At 40.1% G+C, this 24,949-nt stretch carries 24 protein-coding genes; 12 read left to right on the plus strand and 12 right to left on the minus strand.

Annotated features, from left to right (window positions below; all coding sequences use genetic code 11):
- Nucleotides 1-218 precede the first annotated feature (218 nt).
- From NSTC731_RS10755 to hpsJ-B, 3 genes are all read right to left on the minus strand, one after another.
- On the minus strand, nucleotides 219-983 hold the full coding sequence (locus NSTC731_RS10755) for a DUF502 domain-containing protein (RefSeq protein WP_335004592.1): 765 nt from the start codon (nucleotides 981-983) through the stop codon (nucleotides 219-221).
- Between the two features lie 639 nt (nucleotides 984-1,622).
- On the minus strand, nucleotides 1,623-2,531 hold the full coding sequence (locus tag NSTC731_RS10760) for a glycosyltransferase family 2 protein (RefSeq protein WP_445630791.1): 909 nt from the start codon (nucleotides 2,529-2,531) through the stop codon (nucleotides 1,623-1,625).
- 127 nt (nucleotides 2,532-2,658) lie between these two features.
- Entirely contained in the window at nucleotides 2,659-3,501 is an 843-nt protein-coding gene (hpsJ-B, locus tag NSTC731_RS10765; RefSeq protein WP_445630792.1) for a hormogonium polysaccharide biosynthesis protein HpsJ, read from the minus strand.
- A 787-nt stretch (nucleotides 3,502-4,288) separates the two neighbouring features.
- On the opposite strand from hpsJ-B, the gene NSTC731_RS10770 reads away from it, so the two are divergent.
- Entirely contained in the window at nucleotides 4,289-4,936 is a 648-nt protein-coding gene (locus NSTC731_RS10770) for a glycoside hydrolase family 24 protein (RefSeq protein WP_445630793.1), read from the plus strand.
- A 17-nt stretch (nucleotides 4,937-4,953) separates the two neighbouring features.
- Here the strand turns inward: NSTC731_RS10770 and menH are convergent, their stop codons facing one another.
- The 6 genes from menH to metG all read right to left on the minus strand — a co-directional run bounded on the left by menH (nucleotide 4,954) and on the right by metG (nucleotide 11,673).
- A complete protein-coding gene (gene menH, locus NSTC731_RS10775; RefSeq protein ID WP_445630794.1) occupies nucleotides 4,954-5,772 on the minus strand; it encodes a 2-succinyl-6-hydroxy-2,4-cyclohexadiene-1-carboxylate synthase in 819 nt (272 codons plus the stop codon).
- An 81-nt stretch (nucleotides 5,773-5,853) separates the two neighbouring features.
- Complete coding sequence (locus NSTC731_RS10780) at nucleotides 5,854-7,074, minus strand: lysostaphin resistance A-like protein (protein WP_445630795.1); 1,221 nt, start codon at nucleotides 7,072-7,074, stop codon at nucleotides 5,854-5,856.
- Nucleotides 7,075-7,551: 477 nt separating this feature from the next.
- Entirely contained in the window at nucleotides 7,552-7,953 is a 402-nt protein-coding gene (locus NSTC731_RS10785) for a metal-sensing transcriptional repressor (protein ID WP_445630796.1), read from the minus strand.
- Nucleotides 7,954-8,045: 92 nt separating this feature from the next.
- A complete protein-coding gene (gene lptC, locus NSTC731_RS10790) occupies nucleotides 8,046-9,257 on the minus strand; it encodes an LPS export ABC transporter periplasmic protein LptC (RefSeq protein ID WP_445630797.1) in 1,212 nt (403 codons plus the stop codon).
- Entirely contained in the window at nucleotides 9,257-9,886 is a 630-nt protein-coding gene (locus NSTC731_RS10795; protein ID WP_094348455.1) for a LabA-like NYN domain-containing protein, read from the minus strand. The genes lptC and NSTC731_RS10795 overlap by 1 nt, the downstream gene beginning before the upstream one ends.
- A 167-nt stretch (nucleotides 9,887-10,053) precedes the next feature.
- Entirely contained in the window at nucleotides 10,054-11,673 is a 1,620-nt protein-coding gene (metG, locus tag NSTC731_RS10800) for a methionine--tRNA ligase (protein WP_445630798.1), read from the minus strand.
- Nucleotides 11,674-12,048: 375 nt separating this feature from the next.
- On the opposite strand from metG, the gene NSTC731_RS10805 reads away from it, so the two are divergent.
- The 8 genes from NSTC731_RS10805 (at nucleotide 12,049) to fabD (ending at nucleotide 21,046) form a co-directional block, all read left to right on the plus strand.
- A complete protein-coding gene (locus NSTC731_RS10805) occupies nucleotides 12,049-12,774 on the plus strand; it encodes a lysophospholipid acyltransferase family protein (RefSeq protein ID WP_445630799.1) in 726 nt (241 codons plus the stop codon).
- A 338-nt stretch (nucleotides 12,775-13,112) separates the two neighbouring features.
- Nucleotides 13,113-13,931 (plus strand): alpha/beta fold hydrolase, encoded by an 819-nt coding sequence (locus tag NSTC731_RS10810; RefSeq protein ID WP_445630800.1) that lies wholly within the window; start codon nucleotides 13,113-13,115, stop codon nucleotides 13,929-13,931.
- Between the two features lie 178 nt (nucleotides 13,932-14,109).
- Nucleotides 14,110-14,289 carry a type II toxin-antitoxin system PemK/MazF family toxin gene (locus NSTC731_RS10815; RefSeq protein ID WP_445630801.1) on the plus strand — a complete coding sequence of 60 codons (180 nt, stop codon included), beginning with the start codon at nucleotides 14,110-14,112 and terminating at the stop codon, nucleotides 14,287-14,289.
- A 152-nt stretch (nucleotides 14,290-14,441) separates the two neighbouring features.
- Nucleotides 14,442-15,608, plus strand: coding sequence for an EcsC family protein (locus NSTC731_RS10820; protein ID WP_445632062.1), 1,167 nt, complete (start codon nucleotides 14,442-14,444; stop codon nucleotides 15,606-15,608).
- A gap of 485 nt (nucleotides 15,609-16,093) precedes the next feature.
- On the plus strand, nucleotides 16,094-17,575 hold the full coding sequence (locus NSTC731_RS10825; RefSeq protein ID WP_445630802.1) for a leucyl aminopeptidase: 1,482 nt from the start codon (nucleotides 16,094-16,096) through the stop codon (nucleotides 17,573-17,575).
- Between the two features lie 281 nt (nucleotides 17,576-17,856).
- Nucleotides 17,857-18,879, plus strand: coding sequence for a phosphate acyltransferase PlsX (plsX, locus tag NSTC731_RS10830; protein ID WP_445630803.1), 1,023 nt, complete (start codon nucleotides 17,857-17,859; stop codon nucleotides 18,877-18,879).
- A gap of 179 nt (nucleotides 18,880-19,058) precedes the next feature.
- Nucleotides 19,059-20,051 (plus strand): beta-ketoacyl-ACP synthase 3, encoded by a 993-nt coding sequence (locus NSTC731_RS10835; protein ID WP_445630804.1) that lies wholly within the window; start codon nucleotides 19,059-19,061, stop codon nucleotides 20,049-20,051.
- Nucleotides 20,052-20,164: 113 nt separating this feature from the next.
- Nucleotides 20,165-21,046, plus strand: a complete 882-nt coding sequence (gene fabD / locus NSTC731_RS10840) for an ACP S-malonyltransferase (protein ID WP_445630805.1) — start codon at nucleotides 20,165-20,167, stop codon at nucleotides 21,044-21,046.
- 92 nt (nucleotides 21,047-21,138) lie between these two features.
- On the opposite strand, the gene NSTC731_RS10845 is transcribed toward fabD, so the two are convergent.
- The 3 genes from NSTC731_RS10845 to NSTC731_RS10855 are packed head-to-tail and all read right to left on the minus strand — an operon-like array spanning nucleotide 21,139 to nucleotide 22,198.
- Nucleotides 21,139-21,447, minus strand: coding sequence for a transposase (locus tag NSTC731_RS10845; protein ID WP_445627957.1), 309 nt, complete (start codon nucleotides 21,445-21,447; stop codon nucleotides 21,139-21,141).
- A 5-nt stretch (nucleotides 21,448-21,452) separates the two neighbouring features.
- Entirely contained in the window at nucleotides 21,453-21,692 is a 240-nt protein-coding gene (locus NSTC731_RS10850) for a hypothetical protein (protein ID WP_445627956.1), read from the minus strand.
- Nucleotides 21,693-21,703: 11 nt separating this feature from the next.
- Complete coding sequence (locus NSTC731_RS10855) at nucleotides 21,704-22,198, minus strand: helix-turn-helix domain-containing protein (protein ID WP_445627955.1); 495 nt, start codon at nucleotides 22,196-22,198, stop codon at nucleotides 21,704-21,706.
- Nucleotides 22,199-22,670: 472 nt separating this feature from the next.
- Between NSTC731_RS10855 and NSTC731_RS10860 the strand changes: the two genes are divergently transcribed.
- The 3 genes from NSTC731_RS10860 (at nucleotide 22,671) to NSTC731_RS10870 (ending at nucleotide 24,936) form a co-directional block, all read left to right on the plus strand.
- Nucleotides 22,671-23,309, plus strand: coding sequence for a lysophospholipid acyltransferase family protein (locus tag NSTC731_RS10860; RefSeq protein ID WP_445630806.1), 639 nt, complete (start codon nucleotides 22,671-22,673; stop codon nucleotides 23,307-23,309).
- A gap of 201 nt (nucleotides 23,310-23,510) precedes the next feature.
- The gene (locus NSTC731_RS10865; protein ID WP_445630807.1) at nucleotides 23,511-24,548 is read left to right on the plus strand and encodes an AI-2E family transporter; all 1,038 of its coding nucleotides are present in this window, start codon (nucleotides 23,511-23,513) and stop codon (nucleotides 24,546-24,548) included.
- Nucleotides 24,549-24,639: 91 nt separating this feature from the next.
- Nucleotides 24,640-24,936 (plus strand): DUF2288 domain-containing protein, encoded by a 297-nt coding sequence (locus NSTC731_RS10870; RefSeq protein ID WP_445630808.1) that lies wholly within the window; start codon nucleotides 24,640-24,642, stop codon nucleotides 24,934-24,936.
- The last annotated feature ends 13 nt before the right edge of the window (nucleotides 24,937-24,949 follow it).

Below are 24,949 nucleotides of genomic sequence, written 5' to 3' on the forward strand. Positions count from 1 at the left end.
TAAGCCTATCAATTTTGGCACAGTTAAACAACATTACGCATTTGCTTGTGACTACTATGCCAGATTGATTCCAGAGAGGCAGAAGGCAGGAGGCAGGAGAAATAAGCTGTTACGTAATTTAAGTTGCACATCAACTGGTGAGGTTGTCATTAGTCATTTGTCCTTGGTAAACACAAATGACTAATGACTAATGACTAATATTGAACCTCCTGCCTTCTTCACGTTTCTTCAACAGGAATAACCTGCTGCTTAATCTCTTCGTGTTTCACTTCCAATGTGGACTCTTTGGGGAAAACCAAAGGCGTATTGGAGGCGACAATGCCACCTGATACAACTATTTTAAAGGCGTCTTCAATCGACATGGAGAGATTCACCACCTCGTCTTCAGGAACGACTGCGTACCATCCGGTAGTCGGATTTGGAGTGGTGGGGATAAAAACACTTAGTACAGGGCGAGACATCTGGGCTTGGATATCACTGCTGATTGCACCAGTAACAAAAGCGATCGCCCAAATTCCTCGGCGAGGATACTCCACCAAAATTACCCGGCGAAACTTGCCATTAGAATCTTTCAGTATTGTTTCTAAAAGCTGTTTGAGAGTTTTGTATACTTGTCCTGCTAAAGGAATTGCTTGTAATAATCGCTCACCAAAATCTAACAACCACCGCCCAGCTATATTTCGAGCCATCAAGCCCATCAGCAATATACTTAGTAGTGGTACGGCTAAACCTACTAATAAATTAAGTATATTTACCAAAAATGGGTTTAACCCATCAAAGGGATTTAATTGTTTGGGAATTTGGGTGAGAAAGTTGATTACCCAACTTGCAATGGTAATTGTCAGCCAGATAGTGGTTGCTAGGGGAATTATTACCAACAAACCAGCAATTAGGTCGTTTTTTAAGTCCTGTTTTAGGCGATCGATTACCAAGCCCCGATTCTCCTGTTTTAAGCTAGAGGAACTTTTGTTATTCGTATCCATACCAGCAGATTCGTCAAATTCCGAAGGCTTTAACTTTGGCAGATTCTGCCACAAGTAACTGTCTACAACGCTAGCAAGTTGCCTGCTGCTGGAAATCAGCTATTTTCCTATAAGCATACACATAGACATTAACCAATCCGATGGCGACTGGTTATTCTTAGAGGATGTTACTTTTATTTATAATATTTATAAAAATTTGTTGCAAATTCTTAGGTATTATTAATCTATCGGGCTTAATCAAAAACTGCTCATGATTGTGAAAGTACTACAGGATAAACTAATAAATTATTTTATCTGGTCAGTCACTCACATTTGAGTAAGGGTGGCTTTTATGAAAATATTCTGTTACAAATATTAATTTATTAGGGATTCTCAAGAAATAAATTATCCATCTTGTAGGGTGAGTATTCTCCCCACCCTGAATATAAAAGAGATGGTGACACCCGTCTCACAAAAGAATTTGGGATGTTTTTTATTTGGAAGTCTCTTTTGTCTAGCCTTGAATTATGAAAAACAAAATCCCCGACAACTTTTACAAAGTCAGGGATCTGTGTAGTATATCTGTGTGCCCTATGATTTTGCGTAGTTTACCGCCGTAGGCATCGCCATACAAGAAATCCTTTTAATCTCCAGCCCTCTTCACGCCACATCAACCTGTGTAGTTTCAGAATCCGCGCCCTGCAACTGTTGCCTACTCTCTTGTACCAAAATTGCTGTTGTATCTAAATTAGGTTTTGGCAGATACTTCATTTCCCAGACTTTGAGCAAAATCAGGTATTCGTAGAATGCCTGTAATGTACACCAAGCCACTCCGGCGCGTCCATCTAAACATCCGCCTAAGATAAAATACATATATATAAACCGTAGCAACGGTCTGGCGGGCAAACGTAAAGATAAATCCTTCAGGGCACGCCGTCTTTCGACTTCCGATTTGCCAAAGAATAAATCTTGCCAGTTAACCTTTCCCTGTTCTAGCTGATACAAGGTTTCTTGAGCTTCATCCGTAGAATAACGGTTGTGCTTGTCAATCCAGCGGCTCAAACCTTTGCTGCAAGTGTAGTGTGGGTATGTTTCTTTTAAAAAACTAGTTTCACCCTCACAAACTTCCCGCTCAGTATGGCCGTAATCTGTAAACCACACTTTTCCGTGGCGGAAAAGTCGCATTTGGTAACGGGGATACTGTGTGCTGTAGCGAATCCAACGATTCATGAACATGACGCGTTCAGCCACGTAGTAACCGATGTAGTCTGGATTCTGACTTGCCTTTTCGCATTCCGCAAACAGTTCTGGTGTCATACGCTCGTCAGCTTCAAGGATATAAACCCATTGATGCTTTGGGGGGATAGACTCTAACATCCAGGTACGTTGGCGTCCGTGGCTTTCAAAAGCGTGTTGGACAACGCGGATGGGATAGCGACTGGCGATTTCCACAGTGCGATCGCTACTGCATGAATCCACAACAATGATGTCATCTGATAACATCGCCGATTCGATACAAGCAGCAATATCTAGTTCTTCGTTATATGTCAGTATGTAAATTGAGAACATTACTCAAGTTTTATAGCGATTTTACTCAGTGATAATTGTCTTGTTATTAGTTATTAGCTATTAGGCGCATGGCAGTATCAGCCGTCAATAATTTTTGGATACTTCTTACTGCCATGCCAATAGTGGATTAGCGTGCAGCAGTTCTAGGTTTACCACCTTGTACACCACCACTACCTCTTAGGCTTGTCCAGCCGATGATAATGTAACCAATGGACAATAGCAAACTGCTAATACCAATCCGCAGCCCAGATTTCCAAGCAGTATCTTTAGCTTGTTGCAGTGCTTCATCTCGGCGCTGGCGAACTTGGCTTAGTTGTTGAGTTTGCAGCGTTTGAACATCTGTTTGTTGTTCGATGGCTTTGTCAAGTACTTGGGGATTTGTTTTAGCCTTCTTCAGTAACTCTTTGATATTTGCGGGAATTTGAGGGCTTTCAATTGCTTGCTTATATTTTTGGTCATCTTTGAGGATTTCACTAAACTGAGCTTTGGTTTGGTTTCGCAGCTGTTCTAATTGCGCTTTTCCTTGGTCAGTATTCAGTTGTGCTTGCAATTGCGATAACCGAGTGTTTAGTTGAGTTTCTGCTTGGTCTGCTTCTTGGGTAATTCGGTTGAGTGTTTGAGTCTTGGCTTGATTGACGTTATTTAGGTGCAGGGGAAAAATCAGCAAGAACATTAACCCTAAAATACTGGAGATAATCGCGGCGGGAAATCTTAAATCGATACCTTGGGGGCGATCGCTTGCAGCATCGGCATTCTCAATCCAATAGGCAGCAAACAGAAGCCCTAAACCTACTAGAGGGACAATTCCGCGATCGACGAGCGCTGTTCCCAAATTGATTTGCCATACCCGATCGGTGGGTTGAAAGGGTAACAACAGAATCAAAAAGTCAACAAAAAAGGACAAAATGCAGATTATTCCAACTACCTTAAGTGTAAGAGCAGTAGTCACGGAAGTAAAACGGTTAACCATAGTTTTTCAAACTGGTGGAGAATACGAGTGATTTTCATATTTCAAGCTACTTGAATATTGTGCCCATGACTATGACTATTGTGTAAAAACACAAAGCAGATTCAATATTGTTAAAGGCTATCTGCCTCTTGGTTTTCAACTAGCCCACAGTAACATTTGTTATCTACAGTGTCTTCAGGAAAATCCTGGTATTTTAAGATACGAAGTTGATGCGGGCTAGAGAAACAGACTGATTAATTACCCAATCTCCCTGATTGCAGTTCTCAATCGGTCTTAATACAGACCTTTTATAAGGGTTCACAGATGTGAATCGGTGTCAATTTAAATCTAAACCTTTGTCATCAGGTTGTATCGACTTATCGCCCAATTTGAGCAAGGAAGCAATTATTACCGAGAGTAGATGCTACTAAAAGTGATTGAGCTTATACAGGGTCGGGATTTTTGGGAGTATCTCGCTTGCTATACTTACAGTAGTTTTCTTTTGCATAAAGTAGAAAGCTACGGGTTTTGAGGCAGGAAGTAGAAACTCTTTATATCTGATGCGTTCCTGCATTTTGTATCTCAGTTACTTGCAAACTCCTGTATTTATACTCTTTTTTGCTAATTCCTCAAAAAATCAGCAAATCGGAAATAATAACTAACAATCAGGTGTGAACTTTACTAGAATCAGTTCGTCGGTGATTTTTGTTAGCAAAAAGAGTGAATTTGAAGGAGTTAGACTCTGAAAGGCTTTGAATTCAAAGGTGTTGAAAAACTTATCGGTCCAATAGCCGCGCTTCTCGGCTTTGTGTATTTGTTGCAATGGTATATTGGAGACTTGCGATCGCCTTCCGATCCCATCTTTGAAAATAAACAGCCGCCTTTGGTAATGAAAGAGGGCGACCCTTATATCCGCGCTTTAATGCGAACCATCTCGGCAAGTGAGGCGAGTGGAAACCGTCCCTATTCGCTGTTATACGGTGGACAGCAAGTCAACGACCTTAGTCGACATCCTGAGATATGCGTCACAATTGTCACAGGCCCCAATACAGGTAATTGTTCTACTGCTGCTGGCAGATATCAAATTATCAACATTACTTGGTATCGTTTAGCCCCTCTTTATCACCCAAAGCCGATGCGAATGATGTTTTGGACTACTTATAGTTTTGAAGCAGAATATCAAGATGTAGTAGTTTACCGTTGGTTAAATGATTCTAAAGTTTGGGGAACTAATATTTCTCAACTGTTGCGTCAGGGAAAGTTAAATGATGTTTTGCGACGGCTCTCTCCCACTTGGACAAGTCTGGGATATGGTATAGAAACTAATTCTGTTAGTAACTCTTTGCCTAAAGTTTATCAGAAAATGTTGCAAGAAGAATTAACCGCAGCTAAACAACTAACAGCCCCGAATTTGTCACCATCCCCAACTCCTTCTAGCAAGGCAGTAAAGAAGTAATGAAATTATCCTAATTTTTAACTTGCTGCGGATAAAAAGCTTCTGATATTTTCCACAAATGCCAAGGTATTTTCAAAGTGTATATTGTGTGCGGAATTGCTAATTATTTTTATCTGAGCAAATTCACATATTTTAGCTATTTCTGTATTAATAGATATAAATTTTTTATCGTATTCACCCACTAGTAAAAGCATGGGAATTGTATTTAATTGTAGCTTTTCCCACAAAGAAGGTTGGCATCCAGTTCCCATGAAGCGCAATGATTTATCTAATTCCTGCGGGTTGTTCTGCAAGCGACTTTCTATCATGCGATCGTATTCTGGATGGTTTTTTATATAACCAAAAATCGGTTGATTGTACCAATTGGACAAAAAAGCAGCAAAATCAGCTTGAATAATACTCCTGGTTAATTTTCTAGCTATTTGATCATCACGTCTAACTCTTTCTAATCGTTCTGCTTTTGTTGCTAAACCTGGGGAAGCTGATTCTAATACAACTTTAATAAAACGTTCTGGGAAATGTAAAGTTAGGTATAAAGCTAATCTTCCGCCCATCGAATAACCAATTAAGTGGCATTTATCTATTTTTAGTTCATCTAATAAATTGATTATTGCTTGAGCAGTAGATTCTATTTGATAGTATTCATCACCTCCTAAAACTTCAGTTTTACCATGTCCTGGTAAGTCAAGGGTGAGATAAGAAAAATTTTCAGACAGCAATTTTATGGCTTCATCAAATTCATGAATGTTTCCTATAAAGCCGTGCAAAAAAATAATTATAGGTTTGTTTTCATTTATATTTAGACAATAGTTAAAATTATACTTTTTTAAAGTCATTGAGATGTATAAATTACAAAATGGTCTATTTGATATTTACAAGTGGAGCCAAGCATAATTTTTTTATAAGATAAGATTAAACTAATTTATTTCAGATGTTTTTGCCTCGTTAGCGTAATAAGGAATAATTGCATCATTTTTAGGGAAATTTTTATAAATAAAGTATAAAAGAAAGGGAATAGAAATAGTTAGCAGAAAAACTCGTTGATTTAATAACGGTTGTATGTAAGCTTGATACTCTTTCACCGAAATAAATGCACTTCTTTCAATTGCTGGTGTGTTGAAATAATCTACGACATTTAAAATTGTAACAAGAGTGTTATGGAAAAAATGAAAGAGCATTGATGTTATTAAACATCGGGTTTTAAAATATAAAATTGAGGATAGAGTACCCATGATGAATAACGGAATAATATCAAATCTAAAATGTAAAATTGCGAATAACAAAGATGAAGTTAAAATTCCTGCTCTTACCCCCCATTTAACTGCCCATTTTTGCAAAATTATTCCCCTAAAAAAGAATTCTTCTATGATAGGGGCTAAGAGCATAACTGAAAAGCTCCAGAGGATCATTTCTAAAATATTAGTAAAGTCTTTTTCATTAATATAACTTTCTACATATTTTGGAAAGACAAATGATAAGTTGTATAATATTAAGGTATTAAATCCTTTTGCAAAAGCAAACTCTATAGCAATAATAACTGTAACCAATTTTAAATTAACATAATTTTTATAACCAATAATTTTATTAAACTTTAACCCTGCTTTCTGCAAAGTTTTTAATAATATAAATATCCAAAAAAGGCTATAGGCTATAGTTAATAAATTAAGAATGGTTAAATTTTTTATTATGTCGGTAAAATTCAAATTATTGAATGAATAAAATAGTCCTAATATAGACCAAAATAAAACGGGTAGGGCAATTAGCCAAGATAGGAATAACTCTGGAATATTAATTTTATCCCAGGGTTCATCTGTCAATATTTCATCTTGAAAAGAGGCTATATTTTCCCTTGAAGGAATAAGTAATAAAATTGATAAGCCAAGCAAACTTAATAACCCTAGCCATCCCCATTTATACGAATACCCTTTACTTTTACTGTAGAGATAACATCCTTTAATAAAAAATACATATCCTACTAGGAAAAAGCCTACGATTAAAATAGCTATCAATATACTCAAATTAGGAAAGAAACTATTTAAATATCCTTTAAATAATCCAACGATAATCAACGGAACAAATTTTAAAGCAAGTCCCAGCAAAATTTGATTTATAGCTTTTTCTTTGTTCTTATTTTCCATACATTATTCTCAAGCAATAACTTCACTCAAATAAAAGTTTAATAACTAGGTGTAGCTAGCTACTTGGCAAGATAGATAATGCCAAAATTTAACTACCTCATACGCTTTCAAGAGTATAAAAATATACTTTATAAGTATTTTGGAACTTCACAGGCCATTAGCTATAAGGATAAAACACTTGTATTAATTTTGGCATAAATAACCCTTTGCCTAAATTAATACACCAAATATTGCTTCTCTACAAAATGTCTTGTCGTGCTAGTTAACTTTTGATTTTTTTAATTTTGGCTCTTCAGTACTTATTATGCTAAATTAATCTACTAAAAAGCTGAAAACATTGCTGCACAAGAAAAACAGGCATTATTTTTAATATTTTAGGCAATTCTTGGAACTTAAGCGTTCTAAACTTGATTTTAAAGTCCAGTTTTGATGTTTAACTAATAATTTGGCATAACAGGTACTGAAGAACCTTAATTTTTAAGGTAAAAATCGATCTAAAGCAGCTTTTAACTGTTTAATTTCAACGTCAATATTACCCTCTTGTGCGGCTCTAGCAATACACTCAGTTAAATGTTCATCCAAAACAATTCGCGCTACCCGATCCAATGCGCCCCGCACTGCGGCAATTTGCAGTAGAACATCAGGACAAGGGCTATTTTGCTCGACCATTGCCTTAATACCACGAACATGTCCTTCTATACGCGATAATCGATTGACAATTCGCCGTAAAGACTCTTCGCTATGGATATGGGGATGAGCCAACTCTCCAGTCCCATGAGTACCATCTGTATGCTCGTGGTCTGTATCGTGATAGTGGGAATGTTCTACTTGCTGGGATGTTGGCAAGGATTCCTTACTTAATCGGTTTGATCCATTCATGGGCGATGAAAAGGCTTGTATTACTAAGATCCTAGTCTAGTACTCGACCAACCCAAAATTTCTGGGTGAAGATGGGCCCCATTCAGCTAACTTTACTGCTGACGATTGGCTCTTTCTTGGGGAATAATCTCCGTTACTACCCTACCGCTAGAACTACCACCTTTGACAACAATATTTTCTGTTTGCAGATTACCAACTGCTGTTTCACCCACAAAATTTAATGGTGGGTCAATTTGTCGGTAAACAACATTTCCCTGAGCTTCAACTAACTTATTGTCTAAATACCAAGTTAATGTATTGGATCTGAGAGACTGGCGACGCTGACCAACGGCGTTGACGTTACCTTTTAAGTAAACGGTTTTTTGCGGTATTTTCATTTCACCTTGATTGGCTGTCACTGTGACATTTTCAGCACGCTGGAACATTCGCGTAGGTGAGTTTGTAGTTACAGTTTCTGCGTTCATGTTCCAGGTCATAGAGTTACTAGCTATTTGCATTGGTGGGTCTAGTAATTCTAGTTGAGCATTCTTTTGGACAGTGGCAATTTTTGTTTTTAAGTTGACTTCGGCAGAATTCCCCTTACCGCGATCGCTAATTTTATTATCTTTGTAGCGGTCAATTTCTAGAGGGCGATCGCCAATCAGTTTTTCTTCTTTAATATTCCAGATTAAATGTTCAGTTCTCAGTTGCATCTGGGGATCGATAGAATTTGCTACTACTCCTCCAGAAAATTCCATCCGTTGTTCGCGAGTTTTAACTCGCACTTCCTGCGCTACTGCTTGTAGTTGTTTATGAGTGCCGTTAATCTGGTTACGAACAATCAACAAATCTTCTTTGGGACGCCATTCTAATTCATTACCTTGCAACACAATCCCATTACTAGGATCTGTGGCAAATATCTTACCTTTTAGAAACAATTGCTTCCCATCTTGTTCAATGTCTGCTACATCTGCCTTGATTTGGTAAACAATTTTCCCATCTTGATATAATTCACCATAAGGACTTTCAGCCTGACCAATTTGTTTTTCTTTGGTGTATTTTGCGGTTTTAGCCCTGACTGTCCAAATTGGTCTTCCCACTTCATCTGCTTGTTCTAGGGTGACATCAAAGAAAGTCAAATTGCTATCTTTATTAGATGAATCCGCAGTATTTTGTTGCGAAGTTGTAGGGGATTTGCCCCCGCAAGCGGCTAAACCAAATACTAATAAAAAGGTCAAAGGTAAAATAAGAAAGGAGGGAGTGGGGGAGAAATTTTGAATTTTTCTCTTTCCCCATCTCCCTCTTTTATGAAATTGATACGCCATTATTCTTGAATTTCTAGGTGTCCATCACTAGTTCTGGGGTCTTCCAAAAAACCGATCCCAGATAACGGTCGGTATGGATAGCTTTGGCGAGGAGTTTTTTGAATATCTTCTTTGATGGCTTCTAAATCAATGTAGCGATCGCTTACATTAATTAAGCTGTCACTGGTCATGGAACGCAAGCTCACAACTTCTACCCGCACACCACGATAGCTGACTGAATTAACCGCATAAGCTAAATCTCCATCACCGCTAACTAAAACTGCGGTATCATAAGAATCTACAAGTGCCATCATGTCTACTGCTATTTCTACATCCAGGTTAGCTTTTTTAGAGCCATCTGGTAGCTGGACTAAATCTTTAGCAATGACTCGATAGCCATTGCGACGCATCCACAGCAAAAACCCCTGTTGCTTCTCGTTTGTCCGATCTACACCTGTGTAGAAAAAAGAACGCAGTAATCTAGAACCTCCTGTTAATCGACATAATAGCTTCGTGTAATCGATTTCAATCCCTAATTGTAATGCAGCGTAAAATAAATTTGAGCCATCAATAAATATGGCGACCCTACCCCGATTCTCCAAAACTTGTTCTGGCGTAAATATTGAATCGTTTTCCAAATTATTCAACATCGTTGTGATACCTCAATTTTTATCCCTGTTATTTTTGATACAAATTACCAACTTTTAGATGCTAGTCACAGCGGCTTATGATAATGTTCCGCGGCTAATTTAAATTGAGCCACGATAAATTTTGTGAGAAAATAAAAAAATTGAACAAAATCAGAGTTTGATAAGGACTAATCGTTTTTCGGAGGTTCTATTCGCTGAAAAACAGGTTGGTGTTTACCCAACTGTTGTTTGCTCGATAGTAGCCCCCATTTAGCATGGATGGCAAAAGGAGCCGTAACTGAACTTTGTTTTTGATCGTTAAAATTTATTCTGAAGCCTAGCTGCTGATAAATATCGCTACTAATGTTCGGAATAATTGGGGATAGCAGATAAGCTGCTAGTCTAACTGATTCTAGAACTGCGTAGAGAACCTTTTCCACCGACTCCTGCTGTCCCTGTTTATATAATGACCAAGGAGCTTGTTCATCAATAAATTTATTACTGGCTTGCGCCAGTGAAAGGATAGCCTCACAAGCTTGACTGAAAGCTAGCTCTTGGTATGCTTGTTTCACCTGTTCCCCTAGACGTAAACCAATTGCTTTCAAAGGATTTTCGTCAGGAATCCCTTCATTGCCGATTGATGGGACATTATTCTCAGCACAGTACTTTTTCACCATGCTCAAGGTGCGATTGAGCAAATTACCTAAATCATTTGCCAAATCTGCATTCAGAACATTAATGAACCTAACTTCATTAAAATCTCCATCCTTGCCAAATTCGATTTCCTTAAGGAAGTAATAACGAACGGCATCACTACCATAGCTTTTAACTAATGCCACAGGATCGAGGGTGTTACCCAGACTTTTGCCCATCTTTTGCCCGTCTTTAGTCAAAAAGCCATGCCCAAATACTTTCTCTGGCAAGGGTAAGCCAGCCGACAACAGCATTGCTGGCCAGTAAACTGCATGAAAGCGCAGAATATCTTTACCAATTAGATGCAAGTTGATTGGCCACCATGTTTGTAACGCATTTGCTAAACTTGGTTCTGCATCTGGTTCTAGTAATGCTGTGACATAACCTAGCAGCGCATCAAACCAGACATAGAGAGTGTGCTTGGGATCGACTGGCACGGGAAAGCCCCAATCTAAATTCACTCGTGAAATGGAAAAGTCTTGCAGTCCTTGATTGACAAAGCTGAGGACTTCGTTGCGCCGACTTTCTGGTTGAATAAAATCCGGTTTAGATTGATAAAATTCTGTCAGCTTAGTTTGATATTTTGATAAGCGGAAAAAATAGTTTTGTTCGTCTCGCCACTCCACTTCTTTGTTAGTATGAATTGGGCAACGGTGTCCTTCTAGCAGATCCCGTTCTTCTTTGAATTCTTCGCAGGATACACAGTACCAGCCTTGTTGCTGTCCTTGGTAAATATCACCAGATTCCCAGACTCGTTCAAAGAATTCTTTAACGATCGCTTGATGATGAGGCGCAGTAGTCCGACTAAAGCGATCGTATTGAATATCTAATAATTGCCATAAACTCACGAAACTAGGGACAATTTCATCACAAAATTCTTGTGGCGCTTTCCCTAAACTTTCTGCCGATCGCTGAATTTTTTGCCCATGTTCATCTGTACCTGTAATTAGTAATACTTGATGTCCCAGTAATCTCTGAAATCGCGCCACTACATCCGCTGCGATCGTCGTGTAAGCACTGCCTATATGAGGGATATCGTTTACATAATATAGGGGTGTAGTCAGTGCAAATGTAAATTCTTTTTTATTCATCTTTTTTTCACTAGATTCATACAAAATAAAAATTAACTTATTAAAACGTTTTACATCTTACCTTTGATCGGTAAAACCAGGCAATTATACAACATTATTACCATTTTTTCCAATCACATCTTCATACTAGCGAGTCGATCGAGTCCAGAATTGTTTTTTAATACGCATCAATTAAACTCATTTTTACCTAAAAAATGGAAACTAACTAATCATAATTTTTTTGAATAGTTTATATTAGATATTATTGTGATCGAGAATACATAATCGAGAATACAGAAAATCTAATTACTCTTGTAGATTAGATATTTCTATCTTAAGACGGTCATGGCAATAGTAAAGAAATGTAAAAATCAAATTCAGACAAATTGCCATATTTACCGGAAAATATATTGATTAAGTATGAGTGGAAATAGCCCCCTAGAGATTTCTCGCGCTTTGGTGGCGGCATTCTCAACGCAAATGTTCCGCTATTACGAAGACCGCATTCCCCAGGATGCGAGCGTTTTGGTAGTCAGCAATCACCGCAGCTTTATGGATGCACTGATTTTAATGGCGGCGTTATCGAGTCCGATTCGCTTTGCTTGCCATCACTATATGGGACAAGTTCCAGTCATGCGGGAGATTGTCACCGGTCAATTGGGGTGTTTTCCCTTGGAAGAAACTCAAAACCGCCAGCAAAGCTTTTTTTCGCAGTCACAGGTGCTATTACAGTCCAAGCAGATGGTAGGAGTATTTCCAGAAGGGACTGCACCAATGGTGAAATTTACTCAGCCAAGCCAGGTGGGTGAGTTTCAACGGGGATTTGCCCATTTGGCATTGCGAGCTAATGTGCAGGATTTAGCTATTTTGCCGATCGCGATCGCTTCCTTAGAAGAAGTAAACACCAATGGCTTCCCATTAAGACTTTTGAGTGTATTCGACCCTTCAGAACCTTTATTTAAGCAAAATGGTTGGCATCCCTTGGTAATTTATCGTCGAGTTGCGGTGTTAATCGGTCGTCCTTATTGGATTACGCCCCAACATCATAAAAAATATCATGGTAAACACGCCAGAACTGTTGTGACTGAACTGACAGAACACTGTCAGGGCGAAATTAGCAATTTACTACGTCAAGGTTGCTATTAGAGCCATTTGATTTTGGACTTTCCTGCGGAACGCTACGCGAACGGCTTTGCTCAGTCAAACAATTTTGGATTGTTCTTATGACTTTCAATGTCTTGCTCTAAAAGGACATTTGTTTTAGGTAATGTTTTAGGTAAGAACCACCGAACTTTACTTGAAAGCAACAATCAACAGCACAAAAATTTTATACCATTGACCAATACTTCGACTACGCGGTAGTTGAATCTCGACTTACTTCGACTACGCGGTAGTTGAGCGCAGTCGAAACTCAGTACAAGTCGCTCGATTACCGCGCAGTCGAAACTCAGTACAAGTGACCAATGACCAATGACTAATGACCAATGACTATCACAGAAGTTGAGCTAAACCCTTGTTTCCTAACTCCCAAACGAGTACAGCCAGAGTATCCACTTTTGGTATATTTGCCAGGAATGGATGGAACCGGTCAACTATTGCGATCGCAAACCGCTGGATTAGAAGCTGGTTTCGATGTCCGTTGTTTGGCGCTACCCCGGAAAGACCTTAACACTTGGGATGTCCTAACTAAGAGTGTATTGGACTTGATCGATGCCGAATTAGAAAAAAGTTCTCAAAGACCAGTTTACCTGTGCGGTGAGTCCTTTGGTGGTTGCTTGGCAATGAAAGTGGCAATCCAAGCACCCGATTTATTTAAGCGAATTATCCTAATTAACCCAGCTTCGTCTTTTCATCTTCGCCCTTGGCTAAGTTGGGCATCCCAATTAACTTACCTAGTGCCATCAGGATTGTATGATATTGGCGCACTAGGCTTGTTGCCATTTTTAGCATCTTTGTCACGCATTTCTCGCAGCGATCGCCACGATTTGCTAAAAACGATGCGTTCTGTACCGGCAGAAACCGTTCTTTGGCGGTTGTCTTTACTGCGAGAGTTTGATGTTGATGAGGAAAAGTTAAAGCGTTTAACTCAACCAGTTTTGTTGATTGCTGGTGCTAGCGATCGCCTTTTGCCTTCTGTAAGCGAAGTCAACCGAATAGGGAAAATCTTACCAAATAACAAGATTGTAGTGTTGCCCCATTGTGGACACGCTTGCTTGCTAGAGCAAGATACTAATCTCTATGAAATTCTTAAGGATAACGACTTTTTAGAAAATCAAGCTGATAAAGGTAGAGTTAATAAGTAAAAAGTTTGATACACCTAAATTCAGAGAGTTCACAACCTTGATTTTGCTTTTTTTGGTAAGAAGGAAAAGTTAGGAATCCGATTTGATTAATGAACATATTTGCGTAGGGAGGTAACAGGGAACGGGGAACAGGAAAAAATTGATTTAGGAGTGTACTGAGTTTTTTCAGAAATCAAATATGAGTCCTATATTAATTCAAAGTGGTGAAGGTGGATTAGAACGGGATTCAGTTGCTCTTTGCCACCAATTGCGGGTAATTGATAAAACAAGATTGCAAATAAAACTGGGCATTTTGACTCCAGAAATACTCACTATTTTAGAAGCCAAAGTGTTGTTGACATTAGGTTATCAGTGGTAAAATTATAACCTTTGTCATCCATCTTATGTCTATAGTTAAAGCTCAGAATAATTCCTATTTACTCTGACGAATTGTACTTATCGAGAGATGTCAAAGCCACTCAGACTTCGCTACAACCAAAAGAAAGTGGCTTTACAAGATGGTGTCGAGCAATGGCAGACAAACTCCAAGACATAGAGGTGAATAAATTAGTTAATTCATCTAGAGAAACTTCAGAAGTAGCAATTCAGCCTAAATCATCAATAGACAATGAACCTTCTGTATTAGAGTCTTTTGTTAAAACTATTGCTGAGACTAGTCAAGCAGTTTTAGATACAGCAATAGGGGTAGGAGAAGCGACGGCAAAAGAAACACACAAGTTTATTGAGCAAACAACTCAAAACAGCGGTCAGCTTGTAAATCGCCTCAGCGAAAATTGGCTGATTAGAAAACTATCTGGAGTCTTAAATCTCAATTGGCTCATTAACGATACTAACCTTATTAATTTAGAACAAGCAGAAGCAGCGGTAAACAAGCTGAAGAAACAGTATCCAAATGAATCACCCAGCCAGCTTGCTCACCGAATCATGGTGGAAAAATCAACTAAAGCAGCCACAGTTGGACTAACCACTAGTATTTTGCCAGGAATAGCAGTGGCATTGTTGGCAATTAATTTAACAGCCACAACAAAATTACAGTCAGAAATGCTTTATCAAATTGCATCTGTCTACGGGCTAGATTTAAAAGATCCTGCTCGGAAAGGTGAAATTTTAGCAATTTTTGGGTTGGCTTTGGGTGGAGAGCGTTTGTTGAAAGCTGCGGGATTAGGCTTGCTGCGAAATGTGCCCTTGGCGGGTGCAGTGATTGGAGCTAGTTCAAATGCGACGATGATCTATTCATTGGGCTATGCTGCTTGTCGATTTTACGAAGCCAAGCTGGATGAATCCACTTCCTTAGCATCGCCACAGACATTAGCAATATTAAAAGCCGAAAGTGAAAAGTATCTAGAAAGTGCGATCGCTCAAGAAGCCGTCATGGATCAAATCTTAGTTCACATGATCCTAGCTAGTCATCCAGATAAGACTTTGGAAGAAATTTTGCCAGAATTACAAGCTGTAAAACTCAGTCCTACCTCGTTGGATGCCATTGCCCAAAATATCAAATCACCCAAGCCTTTGGATATACTGCTCAATCAGCTGGATCGTGATTTTGCTATACCTTTGCTCGTTCAGTGTAAAAAAATTGCCCAGCTTGACAATCAGATTACAGCAGTTGAACAAATAATAATAGAAGCGATCGCCAGCAAATTTGATATTGACACAAATAAAATTGGGGCATAGGGCATAGGGCATGGGGGAAGAGGTAAAACAGTAAAGTTCATAGCTTCATTAACGAGGATCAAAGACTCGTTAACGGAGTTCTGAGGTGGATTAACGAGGATCAAAGACTCGTTAACGGAGTTCCGAGGTGGATTAACGAGGATCAAAGACTCGTTAATGGAGTTCTGAGGTGGATTAACGAGGATCAAAGACTCGTTAACGGAGTTCCGAGGTGGATTAACGAGGATCGAAGACTCGTTAACGGAGTTCCGAGGTGGATTAACGAGGATCAAAGACTCGTTAACGGAGTTCCGAGGTGGATTAACGAGGATCAAAGACTCGTTAATGAGTGCTATTTATACTAATTCGTTAATTTATACTTACTGATCCCTGCTCCCCCATGCCCAATGCCCAATTCCCCATGCCCAATACCCACTCCCCTTAGCATGAAACAAGAATTTTGAGCAATACTGGTACAAGAAGGAATATTTACAGAAAATCCCAAAATGACAATTCAACCTAGTGATAAGCCTTTACTAGAGTGGGCAGGCGATAGTTTGGCAATTGGATTATTTGAAGATGCAGTAGAGTTAACCGGAGAACTAGCTACTTTAGATCAAAAGTTTTCTGGGGTATTAAAAGAACTGATTACTGAAGAAGAATTTAAAGGTAAAGCCAACAGTACAATCTTCACCCGTGTAAATGCTGGTAGCTCAGTGCGGAAATTGATTTTAGTAGGTTTAGGCAAACCAGAAGCGTTAAAACTAGATACTCTGCGTCGTGCTGCTGCGGCTGTAGCTAGGGTGGCAAAAAAGCAAAAAAGCAAAATTTTGGGATTTAGTTTTCCATTGTGGAATAACGATCCAGCAGCGAGTGCCCAAGCGCTCGCAGAAGGTGTGGAGTTAGCACTTTACCAAGATATTCGCTTTAAATCCGAACCAGAAGATAAAGGTTCACAAATAGAAAGTATAGATTTACTGGGTTTCGGTGGACAAGAAGCCGCCATTACCCGCGCTAATCAAATTGTTTCTGGGGTAAATTTGGCACGGCAATTAGTCGCAGCACCAGCCAACGCAGTCACACCAATTACTTTAGCCGAAACTGCTCAAGCGATCGCCAAAGATTATGGTTTACAACTAGAAATTTTAGAACGAGAAGACTGTGAAAAGTTAGGCATGGGTGCATTTTTGGGAGTAGCCCAAGCTTCCGATTTGCCACCGAAATTTATTCACCTAACTTACAAGCCAGAAGGTACACCCAAAAAGAAATTAGCAATTATTGGCAAAGGTTTAACCTTCGACTCCGGCGGACTCAACATTAAAGGTGCTGGTAGCGGCATCGAAACCATGAAAATTGACATGGGCGGTGCAGCTGCCACCTTGGGTGCAGCCAAAGCAATTGCTCAAATTAAGCCAGATTCGGAAGTTCACTTCATCTCAGCAGCAACCGAAAACATGATTAGCGGTCACGCCATGCACCCTGGAGACATTCTCACAGCATCAAATGGCAAAACAATTGAAGTGAACAACACCGACGCTGAAGGACGTTTAACCTTAGCAGATGCCTTAGTGTATGCCGACAAATTAGGCTTAGATGCGATCGTTGATTTAGCCACCCTGACTGGTGCTAACGTCATTGCCTTGGGTGACGATATTGCTGGTTTGTACACTCCTGATGATGCTGTAGCCTCCCAGCTTGAAAAAGCTGCCCAAACTTCAGGAGAAAAGATTTGGCGGATGCCAATGGAAGAAAAATATTTTGAAGGGTTAAAGTCTGGTATTGCGGACATGAAAAATACAGGGCCGCGTCCAGGTGGTGCAATCACCGCCGCCCTTTTCCTCAAGCAATTCGTCAAACAAACCCCTTGGGCGCACCTAGATATTGCTGGCCCAGTATGGACAGATAAAGAAAATGGCTACAACAGCTCAGGGGCAACTGGCTACGGCGTTCGGACGCTAGTTGATTGGGTACTAGGAAGCGGGGAATAGGGAGTAGAGGAGACAAGGGGGACAAGGGGGACAAGGGGGACAAGGGGGATTATTAAATAAATCTCTCCCTTGTCTCCCCCCTCTTCCTTGTCTACCTTGTCTCTTCTCCATGCCCCATGCCCTGTTTGGCCAATGCCCAATACTTAACAATTCGTGCTATCTTGAGCTTGCCAGTAAAAATTGTTGCAATAGTAACAGAATTAATTTGGCGCTCAGAAAATTAAGCTTTTTCGGGCATTGCCATCTGGTAAAATTTGTAAGGTTTCTAGAAGCTGTGAGCAATGGGATCGACTCGTGTACGGATCGCAATTGACGCAATGGGAGGGGATCATGCACCCGGTGAAATCGTTGCTGGCGCATTGCGAGCAAGAGAAGAATTGGGTGTAGATGTATTGTTAGTTGGCGATCCCCAACAAATAGAAGCTGCCTTGCCATCAAAAACAAGTTTAGGGCAGGTAGAGATCGTGACTGCTGAAGAAGCGATCGCTATGGATGAGGAGCCTTTAAATGCAGTTAGACGCAAACGCAAGGCTTCTATTAATGTAGCGATGGATTTAGTCAAGCAACAAAAGGCAGATGCCGTATTTTCGGCTGGTCACTCTGGGGCAGCGATGGCATCAGCTTTGCTCCGCTTAGGACGATTGCCAGGAATCGATCGCCCAGCGATCGGGACAGTTTTCCCCACGATTATTGCTGGGAAGCCAGTGCTAGTACTTGATGTCGGCGCAAATGTAGATTGCCGTCCCAAGTTTTTAGAGCAGTTTGGCGTTATGGGATCGGCTTACAGTAAGTATGTCTTGGGTACAGATGAACCGAAAGTGGGTTTGCTGAACATCGGTGAAGAAGACTCTAAAGGCAATGATGCAGCCGTCCGCGCTCACCAACTGCTACGCGAAAATTCCCAAATTAATTTTATTGGCAATGCTGAAGGGCGTGATGTGCTTTCCGGTCGCTTTGATGTAATTGTCTGCGATGGCTTTGTCGGCAATGTACTGTTAAAATTTGCCGAAGCCGTTGGAGAAGTGATTCTGCAAATTCTGCGGGAAGAATTACCCCAAGGATTACACGGTCAAATTGGTTCAGCACTCTTAAAACCCAACTTGAAGCGGATTAAGCAGCGAATGGATCACGCAGAACATGGTGGTGCTTTACTGCTAGGCGTGGCAGGAGTCTGTTTTATCGGTCACGGTAGCTCCCAAGCACCTTCAATTTTTAATGCAATTCGCATGGCAAAAGAAGCCGTTGACAACGAGGTGATACAACGAATTCAGTCCCAATATATCCTAGAGCGCGAAAGTGGTTAGTCATTGGTCATTAGTCATTGGTCATTAGTCATTGGTCATTAGTCATTCGTCATTCGTCATTTGTAAAGGACAAAGGACAAATACTTCGACTACGCTCAGTACAAGTGACAAAGGACAACTGACAAAAGACAACTGACAAAAGACAAAAGACAAAAAGCTGATAGCTTGGGAGATTAGGAGTGCAAAACTTAGGCGTAGCAATTACCGGAAGCGGCTCGGCAGTACCAGCGACTTCCCTACACAACGAGACATTGAGCGAACTAGTTGAAACATCAGATGAGTGGATCGCTACAAGAACGGGAATTCGTCAACGTCGATTAGCTCTGCCATCTGAGTCCTTGAGTGTACTCGCTACTGCCGCCAGCAGTCAGGCGATCGCCGCTTCAGGAATTAAAGCAGAAGACATAGACCTGATTCTGCTAGCGACTTCCACCGCTGATGATTTGTTTGGTAGTGCTTGTCAAGTACAGGCGCAATTGGGAGCTACTAACGCAGTCGCCTTTGACTTGACCGCTGCCTGCTCTGGCTTTGTGTTTGGTTTGGTTACAGCAGCCCAATACATCAGAACTGGTGTATATAGAAACGTACTTTTGATCGGGGCAGATATCCTCTCTCGCTGGGTAGATTGGGAAGATCGGCGGACTTGTGTATTGTTTGGTGATGGTGCCGGAGCAGTGGTGTTACAAGCTGCCAAAAGCGATCGCTTATTAGGATTTGCACTTAAAAGTGATGGTACTCAAAACCATTACCTCAACCTTGCTTATGCAGGTACTTCCCAAGAACTGGTGACTGATGTAAATATCACCAAAGGTACTTACCAACCGATTACGATGAACGGCAAAGAAGTCTACCGCTTTGCTGTCCAAAAAGTGCCAGAAATAATTGATAAAGCTTTGTTTCAAGCCAACCTTAGCGTTGACCAAATAGATTGGCTGATATTGCATCAAGCCAATCAGCGGATTATCGATGCCGTTGCCCAACGCCTGAATATCCCAGAACATAAAGTTATTAGTAATCTCGCCCATTACGGCAATACCTCAGCTGCTTCCATCCCCTTAGCTTTAGATGAAGCAGTACAACAAGGTAAAATTCAAACCAATGACATCGTTGCTACATCGGGCTTTGGTGCCGGTCTTACCTGGGGCGCGGCAATCTTTCAATGGGGAAGGTGAAGAATTAGGAGTTAAGAGTTATGAGTTAAGAGTTATGAGTTTTAACTCCTCACTCCTAACTCCTCGCTCCTAACTCCTCACTCCTAACTTTTCACTTTTCTGACTATTGACAAATGACAAAAACTGCATGGGTGTTTCCCGGACAAGGTTCCCAAACGCTAGGAATGGGAATGGATTTACTAGATATACCGTCCGCTAAAGACAAGCTTGCCAAAGCTGAGGATATTTTGGGCTGGTCTGTAACTGAAATTTGTCAAACTCAAGAAGAGAAGTTATCACAGACGCTATATACTCAACCAAGTTTGTATGTGGTCGAAAGCATTCTTGCTGACCTGCTTCGAGAACGAGGACACCAGCCAGATTTAGTGGCTGGTCACAGTTTGGGAGAATATACTGCTCTTTATATAGCAGGTGTTTTTGAGTGGTCGGCTGGTTTATATCTGGTGAAGCGTCGTGCAGAACTTATGGATAGTTCCATCGATGGGATGATGGCAGCTTTGATGAACTTTGACCGCGAACAGTTAGAAAAAATTATTGCTCAAACGCCTGATGTGGTGATAGCAAATGATAATAGTTCGGCTCAGGTGGTAATTTCAGGCACGACTGAGGCTGTACAAGCCGTGATGACTCAAGTTAAAGCAAAGCGTGCGGTTCCCCTAAAAGTTTCTGGAGCATTTCATTCACATTTAATAGCACCAGCAGCGGCGGAATTCCAAGACATTTTAGAATCTGTGGAATTTCAACCCGCATTTGTGCCAGTGCTGTCTAATGTCGAACCAATTCCGTCTATTGATGCTGAGATTTTAAAGCAACGCCTGAACGAACAAATGACTGGTTCTGTAAGATGGCGAGAAATTTGTCTGCAATTACCAGCCAACGGTATCGAGCGAGTAATGGAAATTGGCCCTGGTAAAGTATTAACTGGCTTGATTAAACGTAATAGCCCTGATTTGATTTTACAAAATATCCAGAAAGTTAGTGATTTACCTGTTTAATTTTTTTAGCTTTTAAAGGTAGGGTGACGACAAATTCTGCGCTCTTTCCTAATGTGAAATTATAATCATCAAGTTTACCTTATACCAATTCTTTATGAAGCTGCGCTAAATAAGGCTTCAAGGATAAAATTGTAAGAAGTAAGAGAGGCAATCATGGAAGGTGTAATTTCTTTGAGGGCATCAGTTAACTTTTGCTGTAGTTGTGAGAGTGTTTTACAGTTTTCCCATTGGAGTTGAGATTTGAGAAATTCCCAAAACCGCTCAATCGGGTTGAGTTCAGGAGAGTGAGGAGGCTGAAAGAGCGGGATAATGTTATCTGGAAAATCGAGAGTTTTCGCTTTGTGAAAAGAACCTCGGTCGAACTGAATTACGGCACTATCATCACCAAGATCAGCAGACAACAACTCTAAGAAGTTTTGAAAACTGCTTCCCCATTAAGGTAAGGGAATTCGTAGAAAAAGCTGTATCCGCTTAGAGGTTCTACAACTCCATATAAATAAAAATTTTCGCGTTGCCATTGACTTAAACCTACAGGTTTAACTCCCTTAGCTGTAATTAAACGTCCGGTAATTGTCTTTAATCCTAAACGTGTTTCATCCTGACATAAATACCTCAATCTTTTCCCTTCGCCAAATTCCTCCTGCAAGAATTTGAGTGCTAGAGGCAGTTTTTTTTAAAGTGAGATAGACTGTCTGGATGTTGTTTGGTGCTTTGAGGACGCGGAACTTTCAGCTTGGCACCAAGTTGATATCTCACTAATTGGTATACCGTTTTATAAGCAACATTTAGTCCTAATTCCGCCATTAACCATTGTTGAATCTGACTGTAACTTTGAAATCCTTGTGGTTCGGATAATCTTTTTTTTAAACGTTCTAAATTCTCGCCACTGACAATTGGCTGTTTTCCTGGTGCCTGTTTCACCTCTAGTAAGCCTTTGTATCCTAATTCCTTGTATTTTTTTAGCCAACGAGTTACTGTTGCCTCATCTCTCCCTAACAACGCTGCCAGCGATCGCCTACTTGTAACCTGTCCTGTTTTTAGCCAGTTGAGCATTTGTAATCTCTCTTTGCTACTAGCTTCTAGCGCATATTTCACTGCTTTTTGTAATTCTTCTTGGCTCTCTTTAATTTCAACTATCAATCTCCGACCCATTACACTTTTACCAAATACACCCTTTTCCACAATTTAGCGCAGCTTCATACAGAATTGGTATTAGACTTCTTGGTATTTGTAGGGAAAAGGGTAAAGGGGAAGGGGAAAAGGTTCTGCAAAAGTCCCTTTCCCCTTTAACCAAAACCTTTTCCCCAAGAGTGCAAAAAGCACTTTTGCCAAGAGGTCTCTTGATGTAGTTCAGTCACAATTTTGTAGCTGATAGATAAATCTAATCCAGATCCTTTACCTACATCTTTAGTTGTGAAAAAAGTCAAATAACCTTGTTAGAGTAATTCGTTAATCTTGTATCCAAGAATACTGACTGTAGTGAGAAACATACTGCTAAATTCCAAAGATTTCTAGATTTAGTGTTCACAGAAGAGTGAAGCAATTCATATCTATAGCTTTTTTGCGTTTGATCTGGGTGTTGCGATCGCTTATGCTAAATTCAGTTTGATTTGCATTATCTTCTGTGGACAAAAACCGCGAACCGTTGATCAGTCTGGCACTTTACCACGCCTTTAAATGGTCAGTCGTCAGCCCCATGCTTCACGCTTATTTTCGGGGCCATATTTATGGTGCGGAAAATGTCCCCCAATCAGGGCCTCTATTAGTAGCAAGTAATCACGCTAGTTACTTCGACCCGCCCATTGTCTCTAATTGTGTACGTCGTCCAGTGGCGTATATGGCGAAAGAAGAGTTATTTAATATCCCCGTTTTGGCGCAAGCGATTAAATTGTATGGTGCTTACCCAGTCAGCCGGGGAAATGCCGATCGCAATGCCATCCGTTCCGCCCTAGAATATCTCAATAAAGGTTGGGCTGTCGGTGTTTTCTTGCAAGGTACTCGCACCCCAGATGGTCGAATTACAGACCCCAAAAGAGGCGCATTGCTGTTAGCGGCGAAAGCAAAAGCCCCAATATTGCCGGTGAGTGTCTGGGGTACTGAAGGGATTTTACAAAAAGGAGCGTCCCTACCTCGCGCAGTTCCTATCACAGTCAGAATTGGTAACTTGATTGATGCTCCCAGTTCCAGTAACAAAGAGGAATTAGAAGCGTTGACACAAAAGTGTGCCACAGTCATAAATGAAATGCATGATTTAGGAAGATAAGTTAGACACGCAAGAGATGTATGCTTTAGGGAGGTAGCGATCGCGATTAAATTACTCTAATCTTAAACTCTATTCCTCTAGCAATAAAGTAAAGGGCTTCCAACAAATAACTCTCAATCTTACAGGGCGGCTAACTTAATTGCGCTAAACAACTAGCGTTTTTATGGCTTAATTACGACGAATTACGAATTATGAATTATTATGAGCGGCTTTGAAGCCAAGAGTTTTTGGGAGCGATTAAATAATCTGGCATTAGTTCGCTTTTTGCTTTTAGTTGCTTCTGGCTGGGCAATTGTACAACTTTTAGCTTATTTTGAATCGGTCATTGTTATTTTTACATTTGCAGCAATTTTAGCTTTTTTACTCAGTTATCCTGTACAAGGTCTGTGGCGTTTTTTGCCCCACGGTATAGCTGTTGGTGTCGTTTTCTTACTCAGTATTGTGATTATAGGCGGTCTGATAATTACTGTGAGCTTAACAGTTTTATCTCAAGGACAACAATTAATTAATAGTATCACTGCATTTTTAAATTCTTTAGTACCTTTATTAGAGGGACTAGAAGGATTTTTGCAAAACCGTAATTTACAGATAGATTTAAGTTTTATTGAAGAACAATTGCGGAATCAAGCTGTATCAACTCTTGTGACTAGTTTAGCTATTCTCCAAGGGTTTATGACCAACTTTGTAACTTTTATACTGATTGCAGTTGTGGCTTTTTTCATGCTATTAGATGGAGATAAACTGTGGAATTTTATTTTAAAAGTAGTACCAAAACAACGTCGTAATCGATTTACAAATATAATCAGAAAGTCTTTTTTAGGATTTTTTAGAGGTCAGTTGCTATTAAGTGGATTTTTAACAATTTCGACGTTCCTAATTTTTGTAATATTAAAAGTGCCTTTTGCTTTGATATTGTCAATAATAATCGGAATTGTTGATATAATTCCTGGCATAGGTGCGACATTAGGAGTAAGCACAGTGACTCTATTTGTGTTGTCTCAAGGTATTTGGTTAGCAGTCAAAGTGTTAATAGCTTGTATTGTGCTCCAGCAGATACAAGACAACTTGATTGCGCCCAGAATTATGCAAGGCGCGCTGAATCTTAATCCGGTAGTGGTGTTTTTTGCTTTACTAGTAGGTGCTAGAGTAGCAGGATTATTAGGTGTTTTTATATCTATTCCCATAGCTGGAGTAATTGTGTCTTTATTTGAAATAGATGAAATGAAATCTGAAGTTTAGTTATTGGTCATTTGTCATTTATCATTTGTCAGGAACTCGGAACTAGTGAATAATGTAAAAATAGCCATTTACAAATAAACATTGGTAAGTAATGTCGGATTTAAGAGCGGAATTAACAGAAATTTTGGATGAGGCAGAGTGGGAATGGTTAATTCCTCATGTACAAAGAGATGCAGTAATTTTGGTAGCGCTTGAGCTAGACTTGGTGGATGTTGGAGTAGCGATCGCCAGTGATAACATTCCATCAGTGGAACAGTGGATTGATAAACAATTAATAACCAAACCCACAACAGTACAAGTGGGAGAATGGAATGGCGATCGCACTAAACGATTTAATACTCTCATCGTTCAACCTTACGTTCTAGTCCAAGAAATAGTTGCTGCCTAATTTGTTTCGATGT

This window comes from Nostoc sp. DSM 114167, assembly GCF_052692655.1.